General features: G+C 52.6%; 19 protein-coding genes. 13 read left to right on the top strand and 6 right to left on the bottom strand.

Annotated elements, in window-relative coordinates; translation table 11 throughout:
• The first annotated feature begins 12 nt into the window (after positions 1 to 12).
• The 3 genes from ABYA77_RS04760 (at position 13) to glpK (ending at position 4,117) form a co-directional block, all read left to right on the top strand.
• Entirely contained in the window at positions 13 to 747 is a 735-nt protein-coding gene (locus ABYA77_RS04760) for a response regulator (protein WP_372964802.1), read from the top strand.
• 56 nt (positions 748 to 803) lie between these two features.
• Positions 804 to 2,375 (top strand): ATP-binding protein, encoded by a 1,572-nt coding sequence (locus tag ABYA77_RS04755; protein ID WP_372964801.1) that lies wholly within the window; start codon positions 804 to 806, stop codon positions 2,373 to 2,375.
• Between the two features lie 260 nt (positions 2,376 to 2,635).
• Positions 2,636 to 4,117, top strand: coding sequence for a glycerol kinase GlpK (gene glpK / locus ABYA77_RS04750; RefSeq protein WP_372964800.1), 1,482 nt, complete (start codon positions 2,636 to 2,638; stop codon positions 4,115 to 4,117).
• 11 nt (positions 4,118 to 4,128) lie between these two features.
• Here the strand turns inward: glpK and ABYA77_RS04745 are convergent, their stop codons facing one another.
• Positions 4,129 to 5,202 (bottom strand): ABC transporter ATP-binding protein, encoded by a 1,074-nt coding sequence (locus tag ABYA77_RS04745; protein WP_372964799.1) that lies wholly within the window; start codon positions 5,200 to 5,202, stop codon positions 4,129 to 4,131.
• 3 nt (positions 5,203 to 5,205) lie between these two features.
• Complete coding sequence (gene argF / locus ABYA77_RS04740; RefSeq protein WP_372964798.1) at positions 5,206 to 6,120, bottom strand: ornithine carbamoyltransferase; 915 nt, start codon at positions 6,118 to 6,120, stop codon at positions 5,206 to 5,208.
• A 210-nt stretch (positions 6,121 to 6,330) separates the two neighbouring features.
• Between argF and grxD the strand changes: the two genes are divergently transcribed.
• The gene (gene grxD / locus ABYA77_RS04735) at positions 6,331 to 6,657 is read left to right on the top strand and encodes a Grx4 family monothiol glutaredoxin (RefSeq protein WP_372964797.1); all 327 of its coding nucleotides are present in this window, start codon (positions 6,331 to 6,333) and stop codon (positions 6,655 to 6,657) included.
• Positions 6,658 to 6,665: 8 nt separating this feature from the next.
• On the opposite strand, the gene ABYA77_RS04730 is transcribed toward grxD, so the two are convergent.
• The 4 genes from ABYA77_RS04730 to ABYA77_RS04715 all read right to left on the bottom strand — a co-directional run bounded on the left by ABYA77_RS04730 (position 6,666) and on the right by ABYA77_RS04715 (position 11,980).
• Complete coding sequence (locus ABYA77_RS04730) at positions 6,666 to 7,427, bottom strand: TonB family protein (protein WP_372964796.1); 762 nt, start codon at positions 7,425 to 7,427, stop codon at positions 6,666 to 6,668.
• 5 nt (positions 7,428 to 7,432) lie between these two features.
• Positions 7,433 to 9,637 (bottom strand): DUF1631 domain-containing protein, encoded by a 2,205-nt coding sequence (locus ABYA77_RS04725; protein ID WP_372964795.1) that lies wholly within the window; start codon positions 9,635 to 9,637, stop codon positions 7,433 to 7,435.
• A 157-nt stretch (positions 9,638 to 9,794) separates the two neighbouring features.
• Entirely contained in the window at positions 9,795 to 11,093 is a 1,299-nt protein-coding gene (locus tag ABYA77_RS04720; protein WP_372964794.1) for an HlyC/CorC family transporter, read from the bottom strand.
• An 80-nt stretch (positions 11,094 to 11,173) separates the two neighbouring features.
• Entirely contained in the window at positions 11,174 to 11,980 is an 807-nt protein-coding gene (locus tag ABYA77_RS04715) for an inner membrane protein YpjD (protein ID WP_372964793.1), read from the bottom strand.
• Between the two features lie 160 nt (positions 11,981 to 12,140).
• Between ABYA77_RS04715 and ffh the strand changes: the two genes are divergently transcribed.
• The 9 genes from ffh (at position 12,141) to thrC (ending at position 20,362) form a co-directional block, all read left to right on the top strand.
• Entirely contained in the window at positions 12,141 to 13,526 is a 1,386-nt protein-coding gene (gene ffh / locus ABYA77_RS04710) for a signal recognition particle protein (RefSeq protein WP_372964792.1), read from the top strand.
• A 164-nt stretch (positions 13,527 to 13,690) separates the two neighbouring features.
• Complete coding sequence (rpsP, locus tag ABYA77_RS04705) at positions 13,691 to 13,930, top strand: 30S ribosomal protein S16 (RefSeq protein WP_372964791.1); 240 nt, start codon at positions 13,691 to 13,693, stop codon at positions 13,928 to 13,930.
• 29 nt (positions 13,931 to 13,959) lie between these two features.
• Complete coding sequence (rimM, locus tag ABYA77_RS04700) at positions 13,960 to 14,487, top strand: ribosome maturation factor RimM (protein WP_372964790.1); 528 nt, start codon at positions 13,960 to 13,962, stop codon at positions 14,485 to 14,487.
• A gap of 3 nt (positions 14,488 to 14,490) precedes the next feature.
• A complete protein-coding gene (gene trmD / locus ABYA77_RS04695) occupies positions 14,491 to 15,249 on the top strand; it encodes a tRNA (guanosine(37)-N1)-methyltransferase TrmD (protein ID WP_372964789.1) in 759 nt (252 codons plus the stop codon).
• A 25-nt stretch (positions 15,250 to 15,274) separates the two neighbouring features.
• Positions 15,275 to 15,631: a 50S ribosomal protein L19 gene (rplS, locus tag ABYA77_RS04690; protein WP_372964788.1), complete on the top strand. Its 357-nt coding sequence runs from the start codon at positions 15,275 to 15,277 to the stop codon at positions 15,629 to 15,631.
• A gap of 96 nt (positions 15,632 to 15,727) precedes the next feature.
• Positions 15,728 to 16,633, top strand: coding sequence for a site-specific tyrosine recombinase XerD (gene xerD / locus ABYA77_RS04685; protein ID WP_372964787.1), 906 nt, complete (start codon positions 15,728 to 15,730; stop codon positions 16,631 to 16,633).
• Positions 16,634 to 16,769: 136 nt separating this feature from the next.
• Positions 16,770 to 17,504 (top strand): DsbC family protein, encoded by a 735-nt coding sequence (locus tag ABYA77_RS04680; protein WP_372964786.1) that lies wholly within the window; start codon positions 16,770 to 16,772, stop codon positions 17,502 to 17,504.
• Positions 17,505 to 17,648: 144 nt separating this feature from the next.
• A complete protein-coding gene (locus tag ABYA77_RS04675; protein WP_372964785.1) occupies positions 17,649 to 18,950 on the top strand; it encodes a homoserine dehydrogenase in 1,302 nt (433 codons plus the stop codon).
• An 11-nt stretch (positions 18,951 to 18,961) separates the two neighbouring features.
• A complete protein-coding gene (thrC, locus tag ABYA77_RS04670) occupies positions 18,962 to 20,362 on the top strand; it encodes a threonine synthase (RefSeq protein ID WP_372964784.1) in 1,401 nt (466 codons plus the stop codon).
• Positions 20,363 to 20,366: the final 4 nt, after the last annotated feature.

The raw sequence follows: 20,366 nt of genomic DNA, 5'->3' as shown, positions 1-20,366 counted from the left end.
CAACAACCAGAGATGGATGGCGTGGAACAGACAAACGAGAGTTGGCGAATCCTGATCGTAGAGGATGATGAGCGGCTGGCGGATCTCACCCGTGAGTATCTGGAGAGCAATGGTCTTACTGTCTCTCTGGAGGCCCATGGTGGGGCGGCAGTCGAGCGGATACGTAATGAGCAGCCGGATCTTGTCGTGCTTGATCTCATGTTGCCGGGTGAAGATGGCCTGTCGATCTGTCGGCGGGTGAGGCCTCATTATACGGGCCCGATCATCATGTTGACGGCCCGGAGTGATGATCTTGACCAGGTTCTGGGTTTGGAGATGGGGGCCGATGATTACATTGGTAAGCCTGTTCAGCCCCGGGTGCTTCTGGCGAGAATTCGCGCGATGCTACGCCGGGTAGAGACGGCCCCGGTCGCCAATCAGGAGTCTGCTGCCGAAGAGCCTACCCGTTTGCAGTTCAATGACCTTATCGTTGATCGGTCTATGCGTGAAGCCTGGTTGAGTGATGAAAGCATTGACCTGACCAGCGCAGAGTTTGACCTGCTTTGGCTGTTGGCCAGTAATGCAGGCCGGGTACTGAGCAGGGAAGAGATCTTCACTGCGCTTCGAGGGATTGAATACGATGGACAGGACCGGTCAATTGATGTGCGTGTGTCTCGGATTCGTCCTAAAATCGGTGACGATCCGATTCATCCCCGGCGCATCAAAACGGTTCGTAGCAAGGGCTATCTGTTCGTTAAAGAAGCCTGACCGTACTTTAGGCGTGGTACTGTCATAGTGCCGCGCCGGTTACCCGGGTTACTCCCATGTCCCTGAAGTTTTTCCTTAAAGCCTATGCGCAGGTTGCCAGTATTGTCGCTCTGGTTGTCTTGGTGTGTGTGCTGCTATTCAATGGGCTTAATAGTGTTCGTGAGCAATTCTGGTATGAACGTTCAGTCGAACCACTGATGGCGTGGCTGGCAACCGTTCCCGAGCCAGCTCTCCAGTATCACTGGATGCCTTCTTTGTTCGGTTTGAAAACCGGAACTTCTGATGATTTCCAGTTGTCCCCTCTGGTTACTGAGCGGCTGAGCTATGGTCAGGTCGTTGCCGAACCCTCTGGTGAGGGTTATTTGTTTTATGTGGCTGCTGAAACCGGTGGTGTGATCCGTATAAGTCTGGAACAACCTTATCGCGACCTGACAAGGGCGCTGGCTCTTATCGTGCGCTGGCATTTTGACAGCGCTACGCCGGAAACTCAGGCTGATGTTTCCAGCCAGTTGTCGCAGGTTCTGAACGTAGTGATAAGCCCGGTACAAAACCAGGAGGAGTTGCCGGATCAGGCTGTTCTTGATCGGTTAAGTGAATCGGGGCTGGCTTTGATTCGCCAGGACGGCAGTCGACTCGCCGGTTTGGTTCGCCTGTCAGAAGGTGATTTGCTGGCCGTGAAAATGCCTGCGCCCTTTAATCCTTGGGGCTGGCCCGTGGTTGTGCTCCTCGTAGTGGTTGTGGGTGGCGTATTGGGGCTGGGCCTGTATCTTGCGCTACGCTTTGTTGATGGCCATTTGAGGAAGGTTGAGTCGGTGGCTATCCGAATCGCGCGGGGTGAAATGGGCGCGCGAGTAGATTCCGTCGATGGCACTTTAGTATCGCGTCTGGCATCCGCATTCAATAGCATGGCTGAGCACATTCAGCGCCTGGTTCAGGTTCAGAGAGAAATGATTCATGCCGTGTCTCACGAGTTGCGAACGCCTGTGGCCAGGATTCGTTTTGGTGTGCAGATGATTGAATCAGCCAATTCTCCTGAAGCATTGCAAAAACAGATGTCAGGTATTGATGGCGATATTCAGGAACTTGACGAGTTGATTGACGAGATTCTTACCTACGCACGGCTGGAACAGGGCGGACCCGTTTTCAGTCTGCGTGATGGTTCGGTGACGGATATTGTGAAGCAAGTTGTCACCGAACAACGCATTATTCGCGAAGGCATAGAGATAGAGTGCCGGATTGATGACGGCTCCGGGCGCTGGTCTCAGGCTGATATTGAACCTCGCTACATTCACCGGGCTGTGCAAAACCTGGTGGGCAACGCGGCGCGTTATGCAGAGGGGCGGGTTCTGGTGGTTTGTTGTCTTGATGAAGATAATTGCCGTATCGATGTGGAAGATGATGGCCCGGGCATTCCGGAGTCTGATTGGGAAAAGGTATTCACTGCGTTTGCCCGTCTGGATGACAGTCGCACTCGGACTTCTGGGGGGTATGGCCTGGGCCTGTCGATCGTTCGGCGTATTTTATACTGGCACGGCGGCCAGGCGTTTGTCGGTCGTAGTGAGGCGCTGGGCGGCGCGAAATTCAGTTTGGTCTGGCCAAGGCGGAAACCAGTAGACGCAGTTTTGTGAAGCAGTTCTCAGGCCCTCACCTGATGTAACAAACATCTACAGAACTGCTACTGAACGGGAACGTCGGCTGATTAATAATTTAAAGCGTAAGGGATGACTTTAGAGGTTGTAGTTCTTACGAACTTTCCTTGTTTCATTCGTCATTTTGGAGCTGGTTTTTACCAGCTCTTTTTTTTGCCTGCTTTTCCTGAATACGCCACCGCCGCACGCCAGAAATCTTCCAGACTGTTAGAATCTTCTAAAAACAACAGGAGAGCCTAATGTCCCGCTATTTGCTTGCCATTGATCAGGGTACCACCAGTTCGAGAGCAATTGTTTTTGATGAAACCGGTGTGCAGGTTTCTGTGGCTCAAGAAGAGTTTCATCAATATTTTCCTAAAGACGGCTGGGTGGAGCATGATGCGCTGGAAATCTGGCTTAGCTCACTGGTTGTTTGTCGGGGGGCTCTGGAAAAGGCGGGCATTTCCGCAAACGAGATTGCCGGAATCGGAATTACTAACCAGCGTGAAACAACGGTTATCTGGGACAGAAAAACCGGAGAGCCCATTCATCACGCGATTGTATGGCAAGACAGGCGTACGGCCTCCCTTTGCACAAAACTCAAGCAGGACGGCTACGAGCCCATGGTCGTGGAGCGCACAGGGTTGCTTATTGACCCCTACTTTTCTGCCACCAAAATTGCGTGGTTGCTGGATAATGTTGAGGGTGCCAGACGCCGGGCAGAGCAGGGAGAGTTGGCTTTTGGAACTATTGATAGCTGGCTTTTGTGGAACCTGACTAAAGGGCAGTCCCATCACACGGATGCTACCAATGCATCCAGAACGGCCCTTTTTAATATCCATAGCCAGAATTGGGATGAAGAATTACTGACACTATTTCGTGTGCCCCGGGCATTGTTGCCAGACGTTCTGGATTGTGCGGATGACTATGGTGAAGCCGATGCTGAATGGCTGGGGGCACCGATTCCTGTAGCGGGTATCGCGGGGGACCAGCACGCTGCTTTGATTGGACAGGCCTGTTTTGAGCCGGGTCTGGCCAAAAGCACATACGGTACGGGCTGCTTTGTGATGTTAAATACCGGCGATCAAGCGCTTCGATCGGAAAATCGTCTGTTGACGACCATGGCATACCGGCTTGATGGCAAGCCATGCTACGCGGTAGAGGGCAGTATCTTTGTGGCAGGAGCCGCTATGCAGTGGCTGCGTGACGGTCTGAAACTGATCAGTCACGCCAGTGAGTCTACTGAGCATGCGGAAGCTGTGGGGGTTGATAACTCGGTGTATCTGGTGCCAGCCTTCACTGGCTTGGGTGCTCCTCACTGGGATCCGAATGCCAGGGGTGCCATTTTGGGCCTGACCCGGGATACGGGTATCGCCGAGATTGTCACTGCAGGATTGCAGTCTGTGTGCTACCAGACCAAAGATCTTGTTCGTGCTATTCGTAATGACGGCGCACGCCTTGAGTCCCTGAGAGTAGACGGCGGAATGGTGGTCAACGATTGGGTGATGCAGTTCCTTTCAGATATTCTCAACGTACCAGTCGATCGTCCCCGTGTGACGGAAACTACGGCTCTTGGGGCGGCCTATCTGGCGGGTCTTCAGGTGGGTGTTTTTGAGGATCTTGAGCAGATCGCTGATATGTGGGAGTGCGAGCGTCGGTTTCGGCCGGCCATGAAACCAGCACTGCGTGAATCGCTCTACGCAGGCTGGCTGGATGCCGTGGAGAGAGTGTGCAACAACTAAGACCGAGTTAGTTATTCGGTATGCTCGAATGCGATCAAGTGATCGGCTTCGACGCGCACCGGTACCTGTTCACCCACATTGAAGTCCAGGTGGCTTCGGAACAGAGCCTCAAACTCGGTATTATTGGAGCAGCTGAAGCGATACAGCGTTGAGGTGCCAGCGAAGGTCTTTTCCACGACTTTGGGTTTTAGGCTGGAGTTCTCATCGTACACGATGTCGTCAGGCCTGATCAGTATGTCGACCAAGGTGCCGGGCTTCCAGTTATAAGCCCGGTTACCGTGAATGACACCAAGCTCTGACTCAATCGCGTCAGGGTCCAGAACGGTGCCAGGGATAAACCCTCCCTGGCCAACAAAGCTTGCGACAAACCGGTTTGCTGGCTCGTGGTAGAGGTTAAATGGCACGTCCCACTGCTGAATAACTCCGTCCCGAAGTACTGCAATTTGATCGCACATCGCGAAGGCTTCATGTTGGTCGTGCGTCACAAGAATGGCGCTGATGCCGAGCGTTTTCAGGATTTCTCGTACATCCAGACTCAAGCGACGGCGCAAGTCGGTATCGAGGTTGGAAAACGGCTCGTCTAGCAGGATCAGTGTGGGTTCTGGTGCTAAAGCCCGGGCCAGTGCTACCCGTTGCTGCTGACCACCCGACAGCTCGTGCGGGTAGCTGTCCGCAAGGTCCTGAAGGTGTACCAGCTTCAATAATTCGGTGACTTTATGGTGACGCTCATGCTTGTTCAGGGATTTCAGGCCAAAGCCAACATTGTCGGCAATGCTCAGATGGGGGAACAATGCATAGTCCTGAAAAACCATGCCTATTTTGCGCTTTTCAGGAGGTACCGAGCGGCCAGGTTTGCTGATGACCTGCGACTGAAGCCGGATTTCACCCTGGCTGATCGGAAGAAAACCGGCCAGCGCTCGGAGAATAGTGCTTTTGCCACAGCCGCTAGGCCCTAGAAGGCAGCCAATATCGCCATGGCTGAGGGCGAAATTGATGTTTTTGACAACCGGCTCGCCACCATAACCCACGGATAGATTATTGACTTCTAGCAGCCAGTTGTCCGGGCGCACCTTTGATTCAGGCATGGGTCAGTCCAAGCGATTAAGAATGAGAAATTCGAGCAGAGCTTTTTGCGCGTGCAGGCGATTTTCTGCCTCATGCCAGACAACCGAACTTGAGTGCTCCATCATATCGACCGAAATTTCCTCACCGCGATGGGCGGGCAGACAGTGCATGAACAGAGCATCTTTTGCTGCAAGTGTCATCAATTCCGGATTGATCTGGTAATTCCGGAAAGCATCCTCCCGGGCTTTCTGTTCGTCTTCCTGGCCCATAGATGCCCACACGTCGGTTACCAGCATGTGAGCGCCGCGAGCGGCTTCCTGTGGTTCCCTGACCATGGTTACCCGGCCGGGGTGTGCTTCCATAATTGCCTGGTCTGGCTCGTAACCTTCCGGGCAGGCAATGTTCAGGTGAAAGTCGAATTTTTCCGCTGCATTGATATAAGAGTGACACATGTTGTTGCCGTCACCGATCCACGCCACTGTCGCGCCCTGAATGCTGCCGCGATGCTCCCGATAGGTTTGCATGTCGGCCAGTAGCTGGCAAGGGTGGAACTCATCGGTCAGTGCGTTAATAACCGGTTTGCTGGATGCGGAAGCAAATGTTTCAACGGTGTCGTGGGCAAAGGTGCGGATCATTACAGCATCCACCATGCTTGAAATAACAATAGCGGAATCTTCGATGGGTTCACCGCGCCCGAGTTGTGTGTCTCGGGGGGATAGGAACATGGCCGTGCCGCCCAGTTGGGTCATGCCGGCTTCGAAGGAAACCCTGGTGCGGGTAGAGGACTTTTCAAAAATCATAGCCAGCACGCGATTTTTCAGGGAATCCCTGACTTTCCCTTCACGCCATTCCTTGCGGAGCCGTGAAGCATGGTCCAGCAATTGTTCCAGTTCGCTGGTTGTCATGTCGTTTAATGTCAGAAAATGTCTTACTGCCATGAATGGCCCCTGTTTCAAGGAAACTGCGGTAAGGTTTTGCGTTTGAAAAGGGCATCAAGTCTAGCCCTTCATTCTTGTTAAAACAACGCTCTGAAGTAGGTGGTTGTTCTGGGTCAAATACCCTGGCTTGGTGCGTAATCTATCAGCCGTGTACAATGCGCTGATCTGCCGGAAGGCGGCACCCCCGATTTCAACCAGAGGTACGTGTTCATGGATATTAATGAAACCATCAAAAGCCAGCTCGCAGAGAATCCTGTGATCCTGTACATGAAAGGCACGCCACAGGCTCCCCAGTGTGGTTTTTCTGCCAAGACTGTTCAGGCTCTTATGGCGTGTGGCGAACGTTTCGCATTTGTGAACATTCTGGATAACCAAGAGCTTCGTGAGGCCCTGAAGGTTTATTCCAGTTGGCCGACCTATCCCCAGTTGTACATTGGTGGTGAGCTGGTAGGCGGCTGCGATATTGTTCTCGAAATGTCCGAGAGCGGTGAACTGACCAAAATGGTTAAAGATGCTGTGAAACAGACGGAGGCCTGATTTAACCATTACTGCCGCTTCGGGGTGAACACCAGTTTCACGTCGAAGCGGTCGGTCTCCTCTCCTTCGGGTTTTGGGTATGGGCTGGCTGACAACGCAGCCCGATACGCCGCCTGGTCAATATTGTTTATTCCTGTCGATTCTTTTACCCGTGCTCTGGTGAGTGCTCCATTGGGCAGTATTTTTAATTCCAGTGTCATTGCTGCCGTTCCCTGTAGCTCCGACATAGCTGGAACCCGAAGCTTTTCCAGCTCTTCCGCCAGGTGAACCGCTAACTTAACAAGATATGGGTCTCGCTCTGCGGGCGATTCGGTAATCCGTTGTATTTTTTCCGTGGCAAGGTGTTCAGTGGGTTCTGAGGGCATGGATTGTTCAGAGTCTGAGGCTGTTGGCCGGGGCGCTGCTTCCGGGCGAGGCTGCTGTATCTCGGGCGTTTTCTGTGCACGAGACTCTGTCTGCCTGGGTTGTTCAGGGTTAGCTGGAGCTTGCGGTGTTTTGGTGACGACCTGAGGTGGCCATGGTTCGACATTGAATTCGGGGTTCCGTGGGTCGGCCTGGCTTTCTGAAGCAGGGGCGCTCGCGGCGCTCGGTTGTGCTGGCGGACTGCTGAGTTTGAATGCCAGGCGCTGGCTGAGTTCCCGGGCTTCCTGAAGTGGTGATGGAAACCCGGCCAAGAGAATAATGTGAGCCATGAGTGCGAGAGACAGTGCCAAGGCAATTCGGTATGACACCGGGATTGACGAGGCACGATCTTGCTCAGACTGCGGCATATTTCTCAGGCGGTCTTGGTACGAAGGCTACCCACTACGGCATTCAGTGCCCGGTCGATCAGCGCACCTTGTTCGAGCATGGTCAGGCGACCTCGGCGCATTTCGTGCGCAAGTTCGACTCGGGTTTTCTCAACCACTTTCAGGCCCAGTCGATTCACAAAGACGAAGCAGTCTGCCTCTTCAATAACCGCAGAAAGTTTGCAACGGAAACTTGCCCCGTTAACCAGTTTGAATTCGACCCAGTGGCCAATCTCCAGCTGCTCAAGTCTGGTGACATATTCCGCAACAGCCGCATCTTCCAGCTCTTGTTGCCGTTCGATGGCGGTTGGGTGGGGCGAATCCGGTTCTGCGTTCTGGGACGACTCGTCAGTTCTGAGGGGCTCGATGGCCGCATTGGTACGGAAGGCTTCGGCCAGTTCGTGTTTTAACTGTTTCATCATCTGATCGAGCCGGGAAGCATTATACGAAACTTCTTCAAGCCCGCTTCTCAGGGTTCTCAGTAGTTTGGGTACGACGCGAACCCACTGATCCCGCTCCTCATCCTCTTCATGAGGGTGGAGGCACCAGATCAGGTCGTCTACAACCTTTGCGGTTTCGTTCCACCGATGTTCAGCGTCGTCCCGGAGATAGGCCAGGAACATAACCCGGCTCCATCCGTTGACAAGGATGTCATGTACAGGCTCTGGCAGCTTGTAGTTTGAGACTTTATCTTTGAGCAGCTGGTCCACGGCTTCTTGAGCTTTCTGGGACTTGATGCGGCCTCTTTCGGACTCTCTGGTTCTTTGTTCGACCAGGTTCGCTTTTCGGTTTTCCCGCTCAAGGAATTGCTCAAACTCCTGATTCAGAGTTTCAAACAGTTCTACATTGCCTTCGAACTCGTTAAGAATTCGTTGAACAATGTTGTGAATTTGCCCGTAGAGCTTATCGCGGGATTTTTCATCGCTGTTACTCCAGCCGATCCCTGCTCTAGCCATGGAGTTCAAAAGTTTGCGTGCAGGATGGTTGGCTTTGCTGAAGAAACTTTTGTCTTTTATGACCACCTTGAGAATGGGGATCTGAAGGCGGCTGACCAGGACCTGTACCGGCGCAGATAGATTGTGGTCATCCAGAATAAACTCAAACAGCATGGAGACCAGGTTGATGAGGTCTTCGTCTACTTCGTTCAGTGCAGGCTTGCGGCCGTCTTGAGTCTCTACCTGTGACAGCAGTTGCTGAACCACCTGGCGTAGATCAACGGTTACCGGTTCGCCGGTGCTGAGGTCGTCCAGGTTCTGTTCGTAAGGTTGGCTCGGGATGGCGTTGAGCATATCGTTTAATTGATGGCCTCCAATGACCATCAAAGACGGATCCCCGCTTCGCGGGCCGGTTCCGGCGTTGCTTCTTTGCTGGGTGAGCATCTGGCGGATCTGCTCAAAAACAGCGCTGTCTTCGGAGCTCAGCTCGCTGCCTGCGGTATTGGCATTAGTCTCTGGAGCTGTACCCTGGTCGCCGGATTTTGCTTTGGACGGGTCAGTTTTGCCCTGAAAGCGGAAATTGGGAATGATGCCAGCCTGGACAAGTATTCGGTTGGCTTCATCCAGTAGCATTCCGAGATTTGAAATAACGTATCTGTCGAATTGCTTCAGGAGGATCAGTCGTTCACGGATCTGGATATCCAGCGCCTGAATGGCTTCAGTAAAAGCACTGCACAAGTGCTCTGGGGCCATGGGGTTAACCGGGTTGTCTTCGCTTGCGTCAGGGTAAACTTGAGTGAATCGAGCCTGAAGCTGGAGCAATGCGCCCTGAAAATGGGTTTTCGCTTTGCTGATCATGGCGTTGAGTGCCACCTGCTCTTCAAGGTCGTCATTACCTAGCAGGGTCAAGCTTGCGGCGCTGGCTTGCGGCTGTGGATCGTTCGTCTGAAGTTGCCCGGCGTGGGGCGGGTTGGTAAAGAGTTGTGAAACAGCGTTTTGGAAATGACGCTCTACACCTTTACGCTTTATGCGAATTTCCCGCATAGCTTCAAAGTAGCGATTCTGTTCGTTGTTACTGCGTGCATTGTTGGCCAGTTCGAACAGAGAGTCGTCCACGGCGTCAAATGCGCCCTGAAGCAGGTCGCCTAAACCTGCAACGACGGTATCTCGGATACGGACAACCTCAGTGGGAGCTGGGTAGCCACTGGCGGTCTCCCTGTGCTCGCGGAGGTAATGTATTCCGGACTGCTTATTCATGGCCAACTCCTGTTTACGCCTCAACCGGAGACAGACCGAGCCTTTGTTACGTTATGTTTTTTGTTAAATCTAGCGCATTTTTTGCGCAATTAACATAAATAAACACAAAGCTGCGAGCTTGGTCAAAGTTCCGGGTGTGGATCGTGCAAATTCTAGTCTATTCCTGTGCCGCTATAGCTCTGGCTTTGAGACGTTTTTTTCGTCGTTTGGGGTGCACGATAGCGGCTTTGACTACGTTGTCTTTAATTTGAAGTACTTCTATTCGGTGCCCTTCAACTTTCAGGCACACGTTTGTATCGGGAATATTTTCCAGGCGCTCTGTAATTAGCCCGTTCAGTGTTTTGGGGCCATCTGTCGACAGGTTCCACTCTAGTGTTTTATTGATGGTTCTGACTGATGTGCTGCCGTCTATAATGTAAGTGCCATCTTTCTGGGGGATGATGTCTGGGGAGGTTGCAGCGTAGTCGGTTGTGAATTCACCGACAATCTCTTCAAGGATGTCTTCGAGTGTTGCCAGACCAAGAACGTCACCGTATTCATCGACGACAATGCCAAACCGGCGTTTGCCATTCTGAAAGTTAAGCAGTTGAGTGTTAAGTGCGGTACTTTCAGGGATGAAGTAAGGCTCCCGGCAGAGTTGCAGGATCATTTCTTTGTTGATGTCCTGTTCCTGCAAAAGTTTGGCTGCGTTTCTCAGGTGCAGGATGCCCTGGATACTGTTTATGTCGCCTTTGAAAACGGGTAGGCGGGTGTGCTGGCTATTTCTCAGGTGCCTGATGATGTCGTCGATATCGTCTTCGAGATCAATACCGACGACCTCGTTGCGGGGCACCATGATGTCGTTCACGGTTACTTTTTCAAGGTCCAGAATGCTGACCAGCATGTCCTTATGTTTTGCGGGTATCAATGCCCCTGCTTCATTAACAACCGTTCTCAGCTCTTCCCGGCTCAGGTGGTCTTCGTTGGCCTGATCAGACGAAATGCCTATCAGGCGAAGGATGCCGGTGGTGAAGAGGTTGACGGCCCATACCAACGGGTAAAGAATTTTCAGTAAAGGGCCAAGGACGTGGCTGGCCGGGAAAGCAATTTTTTCCGGAAATAGCGCAGCCAGACTTTTGGGCGTGACTTCCGCGAAAATCAGAATAACGACGGTTAGCAGCACCGTGGCAATGGCTATGCCTGCATCTCCCCATACGCGGATGGCGATGACGGTTGCTATTGAAGAGGCAAGAATATTGACGAAGTTATTGCCGATCAGGATGACACCGATCAACTGATCCGTTCTGTTGAGTAGTTTCTGGGCTCGGCGGGCGCCTTTATGGCCGGTTTTCGCCATATGTTTCAGACGATAGCGGTTAAGAGACATCATCCCGGTTTCGGAGCTGGAGAAAAAAGCGGAGAGGATGATCAGGCCGATAAGGAGGATGAACAGCGCCGAAAGCGATGTCTCGTTCAAAAGATGAGCCCTTCTATAGGTGACAAGGTGCGAAAATAAGGTGAGATGACCTGGGGTGTCAAGTGGCCCTGACGGTTACGTCAGGTGCCTCTGTGAAATAGAAATTCCAGTACGAATTTACTGCCGTAAAAAGCAATCATTAACAGGGTGCAGCCTGCGAGAGTCCAGCGGCTTGCTGTCAGGCCGCGCCAGCCTTTGGTGTATCGGCCAAGAAGTAAGCCGGCGAACACGAGCAGTGATAGTAGAGAGAATATGGTTTTATGGGCCAGATCCTGAGCGAATAAATCTTCAATAAATACGGCACCTGTTACGATCGCCAGAACCAGCAAAACAACGCCAGCCCATACCATCTCAAACAGCAGGGACTCCATGGTTTGCAGGGGGGGGAGGTTGCGCACCAGGCGGTTATTGTAATTATGCTTTAGTTGCCGGTTCTGGACGTACAGCAGTACAGCCTGAATGGCAGCGAGAGTGAACAGGCTGTACGCTGTTACGGAAAGGGCGATGTGAGAAAGCATTCCGTAACTTTGGTCTGGGACAAGCTTGGATTGTGTATGAGTTATGAGTGCCAGGATGATGGTTGCCGCTGCAATAGGGTACGCGCCTAGAAACAGACTCCCCACAGGTTTTGTCAGGTTAAGACCGAGTAGAAGAAAAACAATAAGCCAGGAGATAAGTACGGAGCTTTTGAAAAAACTGAGGTCGAACCCGCCGTCCAGGTGGACGGTTTGCGCGATCAGAAGCCCGTGGCCGGTGAGCGCAAGTACGCCAATCAGTGTGGTGATTGCCAGGCTGGTTTCTACTTTGCCCCTGAAGTGGAGTGCTTGCAGGGCAGTTCCTACGCTGTACAGTAAAAGTGCGGTAACCGCGAGAATCAGCGTTCCCATGACGTCCTTTATATAGTGGCCTGTGGGTTAAAGCGGCCTCGGAGTTGTTCTGAGGCTCCCAAGTCTGGGTATAATGTCGCGATTATGCAACAGGAATCAAGCAGCCGACACTGGCTTCTTGATTTGTGTGAACAATTTCTCCGGGGTACGGAAGAGCAACATGTTTGAGAATCTCCAGGACCGGCTATCCGGTAGCTTGCGCAAGATCTCTGGTCAGGCGCGCCTCACCGACGACAACATCAAAGATACTCTGCGAGAAGTGCGCATGGCGCTGCTCGAGGCGGACGTGGCGTTGCCGGTGGTCAAAGACTTTGTTGAGAGTGTGCGGCAGCGTGCTATCGGCCAGGAAGTTCAGCGAAGCCTGACGCCGGGTCAGGTGTTTGTGAAGGTTGTTCAGCAGGAACTTGAGCGGGTAATGGGTGAGGGTAATGAGACCCTTAACCTGTCTACCCGGCCGCCGGCTGTCATTATGATGGCGGGCCTGCAAGGGGCGGGTAAAACCACTACTGTAGCCAAGCTGTCCCGCTTCCTTAAAGAGCGGCACAAGAAGTCTGTGATGGTGGTGAGTGCGGATGTATATCGCCCCGCTGCTATCAAACAGTTGGAAACCCTTGCGGGAGAGGTTGGGGTGGAGTTTTTCCCCAGTAGCGCCGACCAGGACCCTGTTGATATAGCTAATGGGGCCATTGAGGCTGCGCGCCGCAAGCACCTGGATGTCGTGATTCTTGATACCGCCGGCCGTTTGCACATTGATGAGCAGATGATGGGTGAGATTGGGCGTTTGCACAAAGCTGTGAACCCAATTGAAACACTGTTTGTGGTTGACTCCATGACGGGGCAGGATGCGGCGAATACCGCCAAGGCATTTAATGACGCCTTGCCTTTGACGGGTGTTGTGCTGACCAAGACTGATGGTGATGCTCGAGGCGGTGCTGCGCTGTCTGTTCGTCATATTACCGGCAAGCCGATAAAGTTCCTGGGTGTAGGTGAAAAAACCGATGCTCTGGAACCGTTTCATCCGGACCGGGTTGCCTCCCGAATTCTTGGTATGGGCGATGTGCTTTCTCTTATTGAGGAAGCTGAGCGGAAGCTGGATCGTCAGAAAGCTGAAAAACTGACCAAGAAGATCAAAAAGGGTAAAGGTTTTGATCTGGAAGATTTTCGTGATCAGCTTCAGCAAATGAAGAATATGGGGGGTATTGGCGGTCTGTTGGATAAGTTGCCGGGTATGGGGCAAATGGCACAGATGGCACAGGCTCAGGTAAACGACAAATCTGTGGGTCAGATGGAGGCGATTATTTGCTCCATGACTCCGAAAGAGCGTCGCTACCCGGATGTGATCAATAATTCGCGTAAGAGGCGTATTGCTGCCGGCTCCGGAACTCAGATACAAGATGTGAATCGTCTGCTCAAGCAGCACAAGCAAATGCAGAAGATGATGAAAAAGTTTGGCAAGAAAGGCGGAATGGCCAACATGATGCGTGGTCTTGGTGGTATGATGCCGCCCGGCGGTGGTGGCGGCATGCCTCCATTTGGCCGTATGTAAAAAGCCTTACATATAAAATAGGGAAACCGGGCGTTTCCCTATTTTCATTGGCGCTTTTTTCGCATAGAATAGCGCCCCTTTCGAGTATGGGTCTTCTCGTCGGCTGTTTTCAGTCGGGTGAGAATCGTACAAAGTTCGTACAACAGAACAGGATATTGGTCGAAATGGTAACAATCCGTTTGGCTCGTGGCGGCTCTAAGAAGCGCCCGTTCTACCATCTGACAGTCACTGACAGCCGTAAATCTCGTGACGGCCGTTTCATTGAGCGTGTTGGTTTCTTTAACCCGGTTGCCCGTGGCCAGGAAGAGCGCCTGCGTGTAAACCGTGAGCGTGTTGATTTCTGGGTGGGCCAGGGTGCTCAAACCAGCGATCGCGTTGCCCAGCTGCTCAAAACTGCTGAGTAATTGTAATTTAATATCGAGGTTCGACAGGCATGACGCAGAATTCGCAGGAAACTGTGATCGGCCGGGTCACCTCGGTGTTTGGGGTCAAGGGTTGGCTTAAAGTCTTCTCTGACACCGAGCCTAAAGAAGGGATACTTAATTACCGTGACTGGACTTTGGTTCTTGACGGTAAGCGTATTCCTGTAAAGCTTGAGGATGGTCGTCGCCAAGGGCAGGGGATCGTCGTCAAGCTTAAAGGACTTGATGATCGTGAGCTAGCCCGAACTTATGCGGGCGCTGAAATCAGAGTTCCGACAGAAGAGTTACCGGAGCTTCCCCCTGGGGAGTATTACTGGTACCAGCTGGAGGGCCTTGATGTGTTCACGGTGGAAGATGAGTGCCTGGGTAAGGTGCATCATCTGCTGGAAACGGGCGCCAACGATGTGCTTGTTGTGCGTGCGACAGCGGATTCTATTGATCAGCGCGAGCGACTTATCCCGTATCTGCCGGATCAGGTAGTTATGAGTGTGGATCTAAGTGGTTCGCGAATGGTGGTCGACTGGGATCCGGAGTACTGACGAGTGTGGATTGGCGCAGTCAGTCTGTTTCCTGACATGTTTTCTGCGGTGACAGATTACGGAATTACCGGTAGGGCCGTTCGAGAAGGTCTTTTGACGTTCAAAAGCTGGAATCCCCGGGATTTTACGCATGATCGTCACCGTACTGTTGATGACCGGCCCTATGGTGGAGGCCCGGGAATGCTGATGAAAATTCAGCCTCTCAGGGACGCCATTTTTGAGGCGCGGGCATCGGCACCCGGCAAGGCCTGTGTGGTCTATCTTTCTCCTCAGGGCGAAAGGCTGGATCAGTCGGTAGTTGAGTCTCTAGCTGCCGAGCAACATCTGATTCTCGTTGCCGGTCGTTATGAGGGCGTTGATGAACGTCTGATATCGGCGGAAGTCGACCGGGAAGTGTCACTGGGTGACTTTGTGCTCTCAGGTGGTGAACTGGCGGCGATGGCTGTGATTGATGCGGTAACACGCCTCATCCCCGGAGCGCTGGGTCATGCGCAGTCGGCAGAGCAAGACTCCTTTGCTGATGGTTTGCTGGATTGTCCGCACTACACCCGGCCCGAGGTATACGAAGGTCAGGCGGTGCCGGAAGTTCTTTTGGGCGGTCACCATGAACAGATCCGGCGTTGGCGATTGAAAGAATCGTTGAGGCGAACCCGGGAGCGACGCCCCGACCTGCTGGAGCAGCGGGTGTTTACGGAAGAAGAGCGTCAGCTTCTGGATGAAATTTTGAACGAACCGGGTGCCTCTGAATCATCAGGGCATTGAAAGATTAGGTATCAGGAGCATTACGATGAGCGGCAAGAACAACATCATCAATCAACTTGAAGCAGAACAGATGACCAAGGAAATCCCTGCGTTCGCGCCGGGTGATACCGTGGTTGTACAGGTTCGCGTAAAAGAAGGTACACGTGAGCGTCTGCAGGCGTTCGAAGGTGTGGTTATCGGTAAACGCAACCGTGGCATGAACTCTTCTTTCACTGTTCGTAAGATTTCTTACGGTGTGGGCGTTGAGCGTACTTTCCAGACCTACTCTACGCTGGTTGACAGTGTGAGTGTTAAGCGTCGTGGTGATGTGCGTCAGGCTAAGCTTTACTACCTGCGCGACCTGTCTGGTAAGGCAGCTCGTATCAAGGAAAAGCTCGGCTGATTTCGGCCTGGCCGATCAGCACGAAAAAAAAGCAGCCCGGGTGGCTGCTTTTTTTATGCTTTAATTTAGCCTGACTGACGTTATTGGGGGCTACCATTGGCCAGATCTGAAGATGAGTTGCTGATTTCTCAGTTTGCTGATGCAATCTGGCTCGAAGATGGTCTGGGCGAGAAAACCCGGATGGCTTATGCCAGTGACTTGTCGGGGTTGTCAGAGTGGCTTGAGCAGCAGCCTGGGGCGCCTTCACTGACCGGGGCTCGTCGTACCGATATACTGGCCTGGATGTCGCGGGGTCTTACCGATGGTCTGAAGGCCAGTACTGCGGCCCGGCGTTTGTCAGGAGTCCGGCGTTTCTATCGGTACTTGTTGCGGGAAGGGATTGTTTCAGAAGATCCAACGTTGAGGATCGATAGCCCAAAGTTGCCAAAGCGACTGCCTGATACGCTGACCGAGCAAGATGTGGATGTGCTGTTAGCTGAGCCGGACCCTGAAGTGCCGCTGGAGTTGCGGGACAGGGCCATGCTGGAAATTCTGTATGGTTGTGGTTTACGGGTCACTGAACTGACGAGTCTTAGTGTTGATCAGGTGAATCTTCGCCAGGGCGTCGTTCGAATCAGCGGTAAGGGGGGCAAAGAGCGCCTGGTGCCGCTGGGTGAGGAGGCTGTGGATTGGTTGTTGCGGTATATGAAAGAGGGGCGAGGTGAGTTGCTGAAAGGAAAAAGCAGTGACGCGCTGTTCCCTGGCAACCGGGCCTGTGCGATGACTCGTCAGACCTTCTGGCATCGCATTAAGCTTTATGCTTCAAGGTCCGGAATCCAAAAGCATCTTTCACCACACACCTTGCGTCATGCCTTTGCTACTCACTTACTAAATCATGGCGCTGATTTGCGTGTGGTGCAGATGCTGCTCGGACATTCGGATCTTTCCACGACACAGATATATACTCATGTGGCCCGGCAGCGCCTGCAAGATCTCCATCAGGCGCACCATCCCAGGGGGTGATGCCTGTCTGATGTGCAACTGAACTTTTGTTATTTATTCGTGTCGCACTAACACAAGTCATCGGTTTAGAATTGACTGGTTGGCTGGGCGGGCGCTGACCCCGGTTTTTTTTAATTGAAAAGGTGTTTTTTTGCTCATGAAACTGAAAACTTTGGCCGCAGTAGCTGGCCTGACTATGTCGCTGGCCAGTGTGTCAGTTGTGAGTGCTGGAGAAGTCGAAGACGGAATTGCCAGTCGTTTGTCTGATGCAGTGCCTGGCCTGAAAGTGATGTCTGTGCGTGAGTCGGAAGCGGCTGGCCTTTATGAGGTGTATAGCAGCAATGGCGACACTATTTACACGACAAAAGATGGTGTGTACCTGCTAACGGGTGACCTCCTGAAAATTACAGGCAATGGCATTGCTAATGTTACTGAAGAAGCTCGTGCGGATGTTCGTAAGCAGCAAATGGCGGATTTTGGCAAAGAAGGGCTTATTTCATATCCGGCAAAAGGTGAGCAAAAGGCTGTGATTGATGTATTTACTGATATCGATTGCCCTTATTGCCGAAAGTTGCATGATGAAATCGACGAGCTTAACGGGTATGGCATTACTGTAAATTACTATGCATTTCCCCGTTCAGGCCCGGGTACCCCCTCTTTTACCAAGTATGAGTCTGTCTGGTGTGCCGACGATCAGAGAAAGGCAATGGATGCTGCCAAGAGCAACAAGTCTGTGTCACGCAAGACCTGTGATAACCCGGTGGAGGCCCAGTACCATTTTGGTACTCAGGTCGGTGTGACGGGTACGCCAGCTATTGTACTGGAAGACGGCAATATGATTCGGGGCTACGTCCCTGCCCGCAATCTGGCTGAAGGTCTCGGCCTGCTTTAAGTTTCCATTGGTGCCGGTTCACGGCACCAATCTCTACTGTTTGAACTGTGACCGGTTCGGGGCTTATTCAGCGGGCTTTGAATCGGTATACTATGCCCCCTATTGCAATCCATCAGCACCCCCATCGGGATCAGAGGTGAGAGTTTGAAAGACGTTAATGTCGGAATTTGCGGACTGGGAACCGTTGGCGGCGGTACATTCAATGTCCTGACTCGCAACGCGGCGATTATTTCGGGCCGTGTCGGCTGCAATATCCGGATTACCCGTGTGGCTAGCAGAAATGCCCGGGACGATCTGGATTTAGGCAATGTTCCGTTCAGTACCGACATTTTTGACGTAGTGAACGATCCCGCCATCGATATCGTTGTTGAGCTGATTGGTGGCTACGAGATCGCCAAAGAGTTGGTTCTGGCGGCAATCTCCAAGGGTAAGCATGTGGTAACGGCTAACAAGGCCTTGATTGCTGTTCATGGTAATGAAATTTTTGACGCTGCTGAAAAGGCGGGCGTTGTGGTTGCCTATGAAGCGGGCGTAGCTGGCGGTATTCCGGTGATCAAAGCTGTGCGCGAAGGTTTGGCTGCAAATCGTATTGATACTATTGCCGGGATCATTAATGGTACTGGTAACTTTATCCTGACCGAGATGCGTGCTGGCCGTCCCTTTGATGAGGTACTTAAAGAGGCGCAAGCGCTTGGTTACGCTGAGGCGGATCCGACGTTTGACGTTGAGGGTATTGATGCCGCGCACAAGCTGACCATTCTGGCTTCGTCCGGCATGGGAGTGCCACTGCAGTTCGAAAAAGCCTATACCGAGGGCATCTCTGCCCTGACTCCGGGTGATATTGCTCATGCAGATATGCTGGGCTATAGAGTAAAACATCTGGGTATTGCCCGCCGTCGAGATGAAGGTATTGAACTGCGGGTTCACCCGACTCTGGTGCCCAAGACTCACCTGATTGCTCAGGTAGATGGTGTGCTGAACGCCGTTATGGTTGACGGTGATGCTGTAGGCCAGACAATGTACTACGGCCCCGGCGCCGGTGCAGATGCTACGGCCTCTTCCGTCATTGCGGACATTGTTGATGTGGCGCGTTCAGTGGCCAGTGGTAGTCGGCAGCGGGTTCCCTATCTGGGTTTCAGTCCCGAGGCCCTGGAAGACCTCCCTGTACTGGCCATGGAAGAGATTCAGTCTGCTTACTATTTGCGGATTCAGGCTTTAGATCGCCCGGGAGTGTTGGCTAAAATTGCATCGATTCTGAGTGAGCACGGCATCAATATTGAGTCAATTATGCAGAAAGAATCCGAGTTCGCGGATGGCCGCATTCCGGTTATTATCCTGACTCACACGGTTCAGGAACGCCAGATGAATCTGGCCATTGAGGACATGGAATCCTTGGCCGATGTTGATGGCAAGGTTGTTCGCATCCGCGCAGAAAACTTTAACTAACAGGTACGCACGTGAGATACATCAGCACACGGGGCGAAGCACCCGCTCTTGGCTTCGAAGACGTTCTTCTGACTGGCTTGGCTACCGACGGCGGCCTGTACGTGCCGGAGTCGCTTCCTCATTTCAGCCTGGAAGAAATTCGTAGCTGGCGGGGTCTGCCATACGCGGAGTTGGCCTTCAAGGTTATGTACCCGTTTGTGGAAGGTGCTATTCCTGCAGACGATTTCCGGAAAATGCTGGAGGAAACCTACAGTGGTTTCGCTCATAAAGCCGTAGCGCCCCTGGTGCAACTGGACAGTAATGAGTGGGTAATGGAGCTGTTCCGTGGCCCAACCCTGGCCTTCAAGGATTTCGCGTTGCAGTTATTGGGTCGTTTGCTTGACTATGTGCTGGAAAAGCGCCAACAGCATGTGGTGATCATGGGAGCCACCTCTGGTGATACCGGTTCGGCGGCGATTGAAGGTTGCCGGCGTTGCAAACACGTGGATATCTTTATTCTGCACCCGCATCAGCGGGTGTCGGAAGTTCAGCGTCGTCAGATGACCACAGTGAAGGGCGACAATATCCATAACATCGCAGTGAAGGGCAACTTTGACGACTGCCAGCGTATGGTCAAAGAGAGCTTTGGTGATCAGTCATTTCTGGGCGGTAAAACCCAGTTGGCAGCGGTGAATTCTATCAATTGGGCGCGGATCATGGCCCAGATTGTTTACTACTTCCAGGCGTCTTTGGCTCTGGGTGGCCCGGATCGCAGTATGGCGTTCTCGGTGCCCACGGGTAATTTCGGCGATATCTTTGCAGGCTATCTGGCGAAGAAAATGGGCTTGCCGATTAGCCAGTTGGTGATAGCCACTAACCGTAATGACATTTTGCATCGGTTTATGAGTGGCAATCGATACGAGCAGCAGCAACTGGAACATACGCTGTCGCCGAGTATGGACATCATGGTATCCAGCAACTTTGAGCGTCTGTTGTTTGATCTGCACGGTCGTGATGGTGCAGCAGTGAAAGTCTTGCTGGAAAATGCCGCCAAGGGTCCTGTCAGTATTGAGGACTATCGCTGGAAAAATGCTCGCAGGTTGTTTGATAGTGATGCCGTAGACGATAAAACCACGTGCGACACCATCCGTGAAATATACGAGCAGAATGAGTATCTGTTGGATCCGCATACCGCCATTGGTGTTCGTGCGGCTCGTAACTGTCGCCGTGACGCTTCCATTCCTATGATTACTCTGGGTACAGCACATCCGGCCAAGTTCCCGGATGCGATCGTCAAATCCGGGTTGACGGTGAAGCCACAGCTGCCGCCCCATATGGCTGATCTGTTCGAACGGGAAGAGCGCTATACCGTTCTGAATAATGATTTGACAGAGGTGCAGGGGTTCCTGGCCAAGCATTGGAAGAACGCCTGAACCG

The sequence above is a fragment of the Marinobacter sp. genome (genome assembly GCF_041595835.1).
Taxonomy (GTDB): domain Bacteria; phylum Pseudomonadota; class Gammaproteobacteria; order Pseudomonadales; family Oleiphilaceae; genus Marinobacter.
The sequence above is the reverse complement of the archived record's forward strand: the minus strand, read 5'-3'. Positions and strand labels throughout refer to the sequence as shown.

Bases quoted from the DNA above. Each gene is read 5' to 3' on its own strand.
- ABYA77_RS04760 (WP_372964802.1), top strand. From the start codon at position 13: ATGGATGGCGTGGAACAGACAAACGAGAGTTGGCGAATCCTGATCGTA.
- ABYA77_RS04730 (WP_372964796.1), bottom strand. From the start codon at position 7,427: ATGCCGCAGTCTGAGCAAGATCGTGCCTCGTCAATCCCGGTGTCATAC.
- rpsP (WP_372964791.1), top strand. From the start codon at position 13,691: ATGGTAACAATCCGTTTGGCTCGTGGCGGCTCTAAGAAGCGCCCGTTC.
- ABYA77_RS04680 (WP_372964786.1), top strand. From the start codon at position 16,770: ATGAAACTGAAAACTTTGGCCGCAGTAGCTGGCCTGACTATGTCGCTG.
- ffh (WP_372964792.1), top strand. From the start codon at position 12,141: ATGTTTGAGAATCTCCAGGACCGGCTATCCGGTAGCTTGCGCAAGATC.
- ABYA77_RS04745 (WP_372964799.1), bottom strand. From the start codon at position 5,202: ATGCCTGAATCAAAGGTGCGCCCGGACAACTGGCTGCTAGAAGTCAAT.
- ABYA77_RS04755 (WP_372964801.1), top strand. From the start codon at position 804: ATGTCCCTGAAGTTTTTCCTTAAAGCCTATGCGCAGGTTGCCAGTATT.
- rimM (WP_372964790.1), top strand. From the start codon at position 13,960: ATGACGCAGAATTCGCAGGAAACTGTGATCGGCCGGGTCACCTCGGTG.
- ABYA77_RS04725 (WP_372964795.1), bottom strand. From the start codon at position 9,637: ATGAATAAGCAGTCCGGAATACATTACCTCCGCGAGCACAGGGAGACC.
- glpK (WP_372964800.1), top strand. From the start codon at position 2,636: ATGTCCCGCTATTTGCTTGCCATTGATCAGGGTACCACCAGTTCGAGA.
- grxD (WP_372964797.1), top strand. From the start codon at position 6,331: ATGGATATTAATGAAACCATCAAAAGCCAGCTCGCAGAGAATCCTGTG.
- rplS (WP_372964788.1), top strand. From the start codon at position 15,275: ATGAGCGGCAAGAACAACATCATCAATCAACTTGAAGCAGAACAGATG.
- ABYA77_RS04715 (WP_372964793.1), bottom strand. From the start codon at position 11,980: ATGGGAACGCTGATTCTCGCGGTTACCGCACTTTTACTGTACAGCGTA.
- argF (WP_372964798.1), bottom strand. From the start codon at position 6,120: ATGGCAGTAAGACATTTTCTGACATTAAACGACATGACAACCAGCGAA.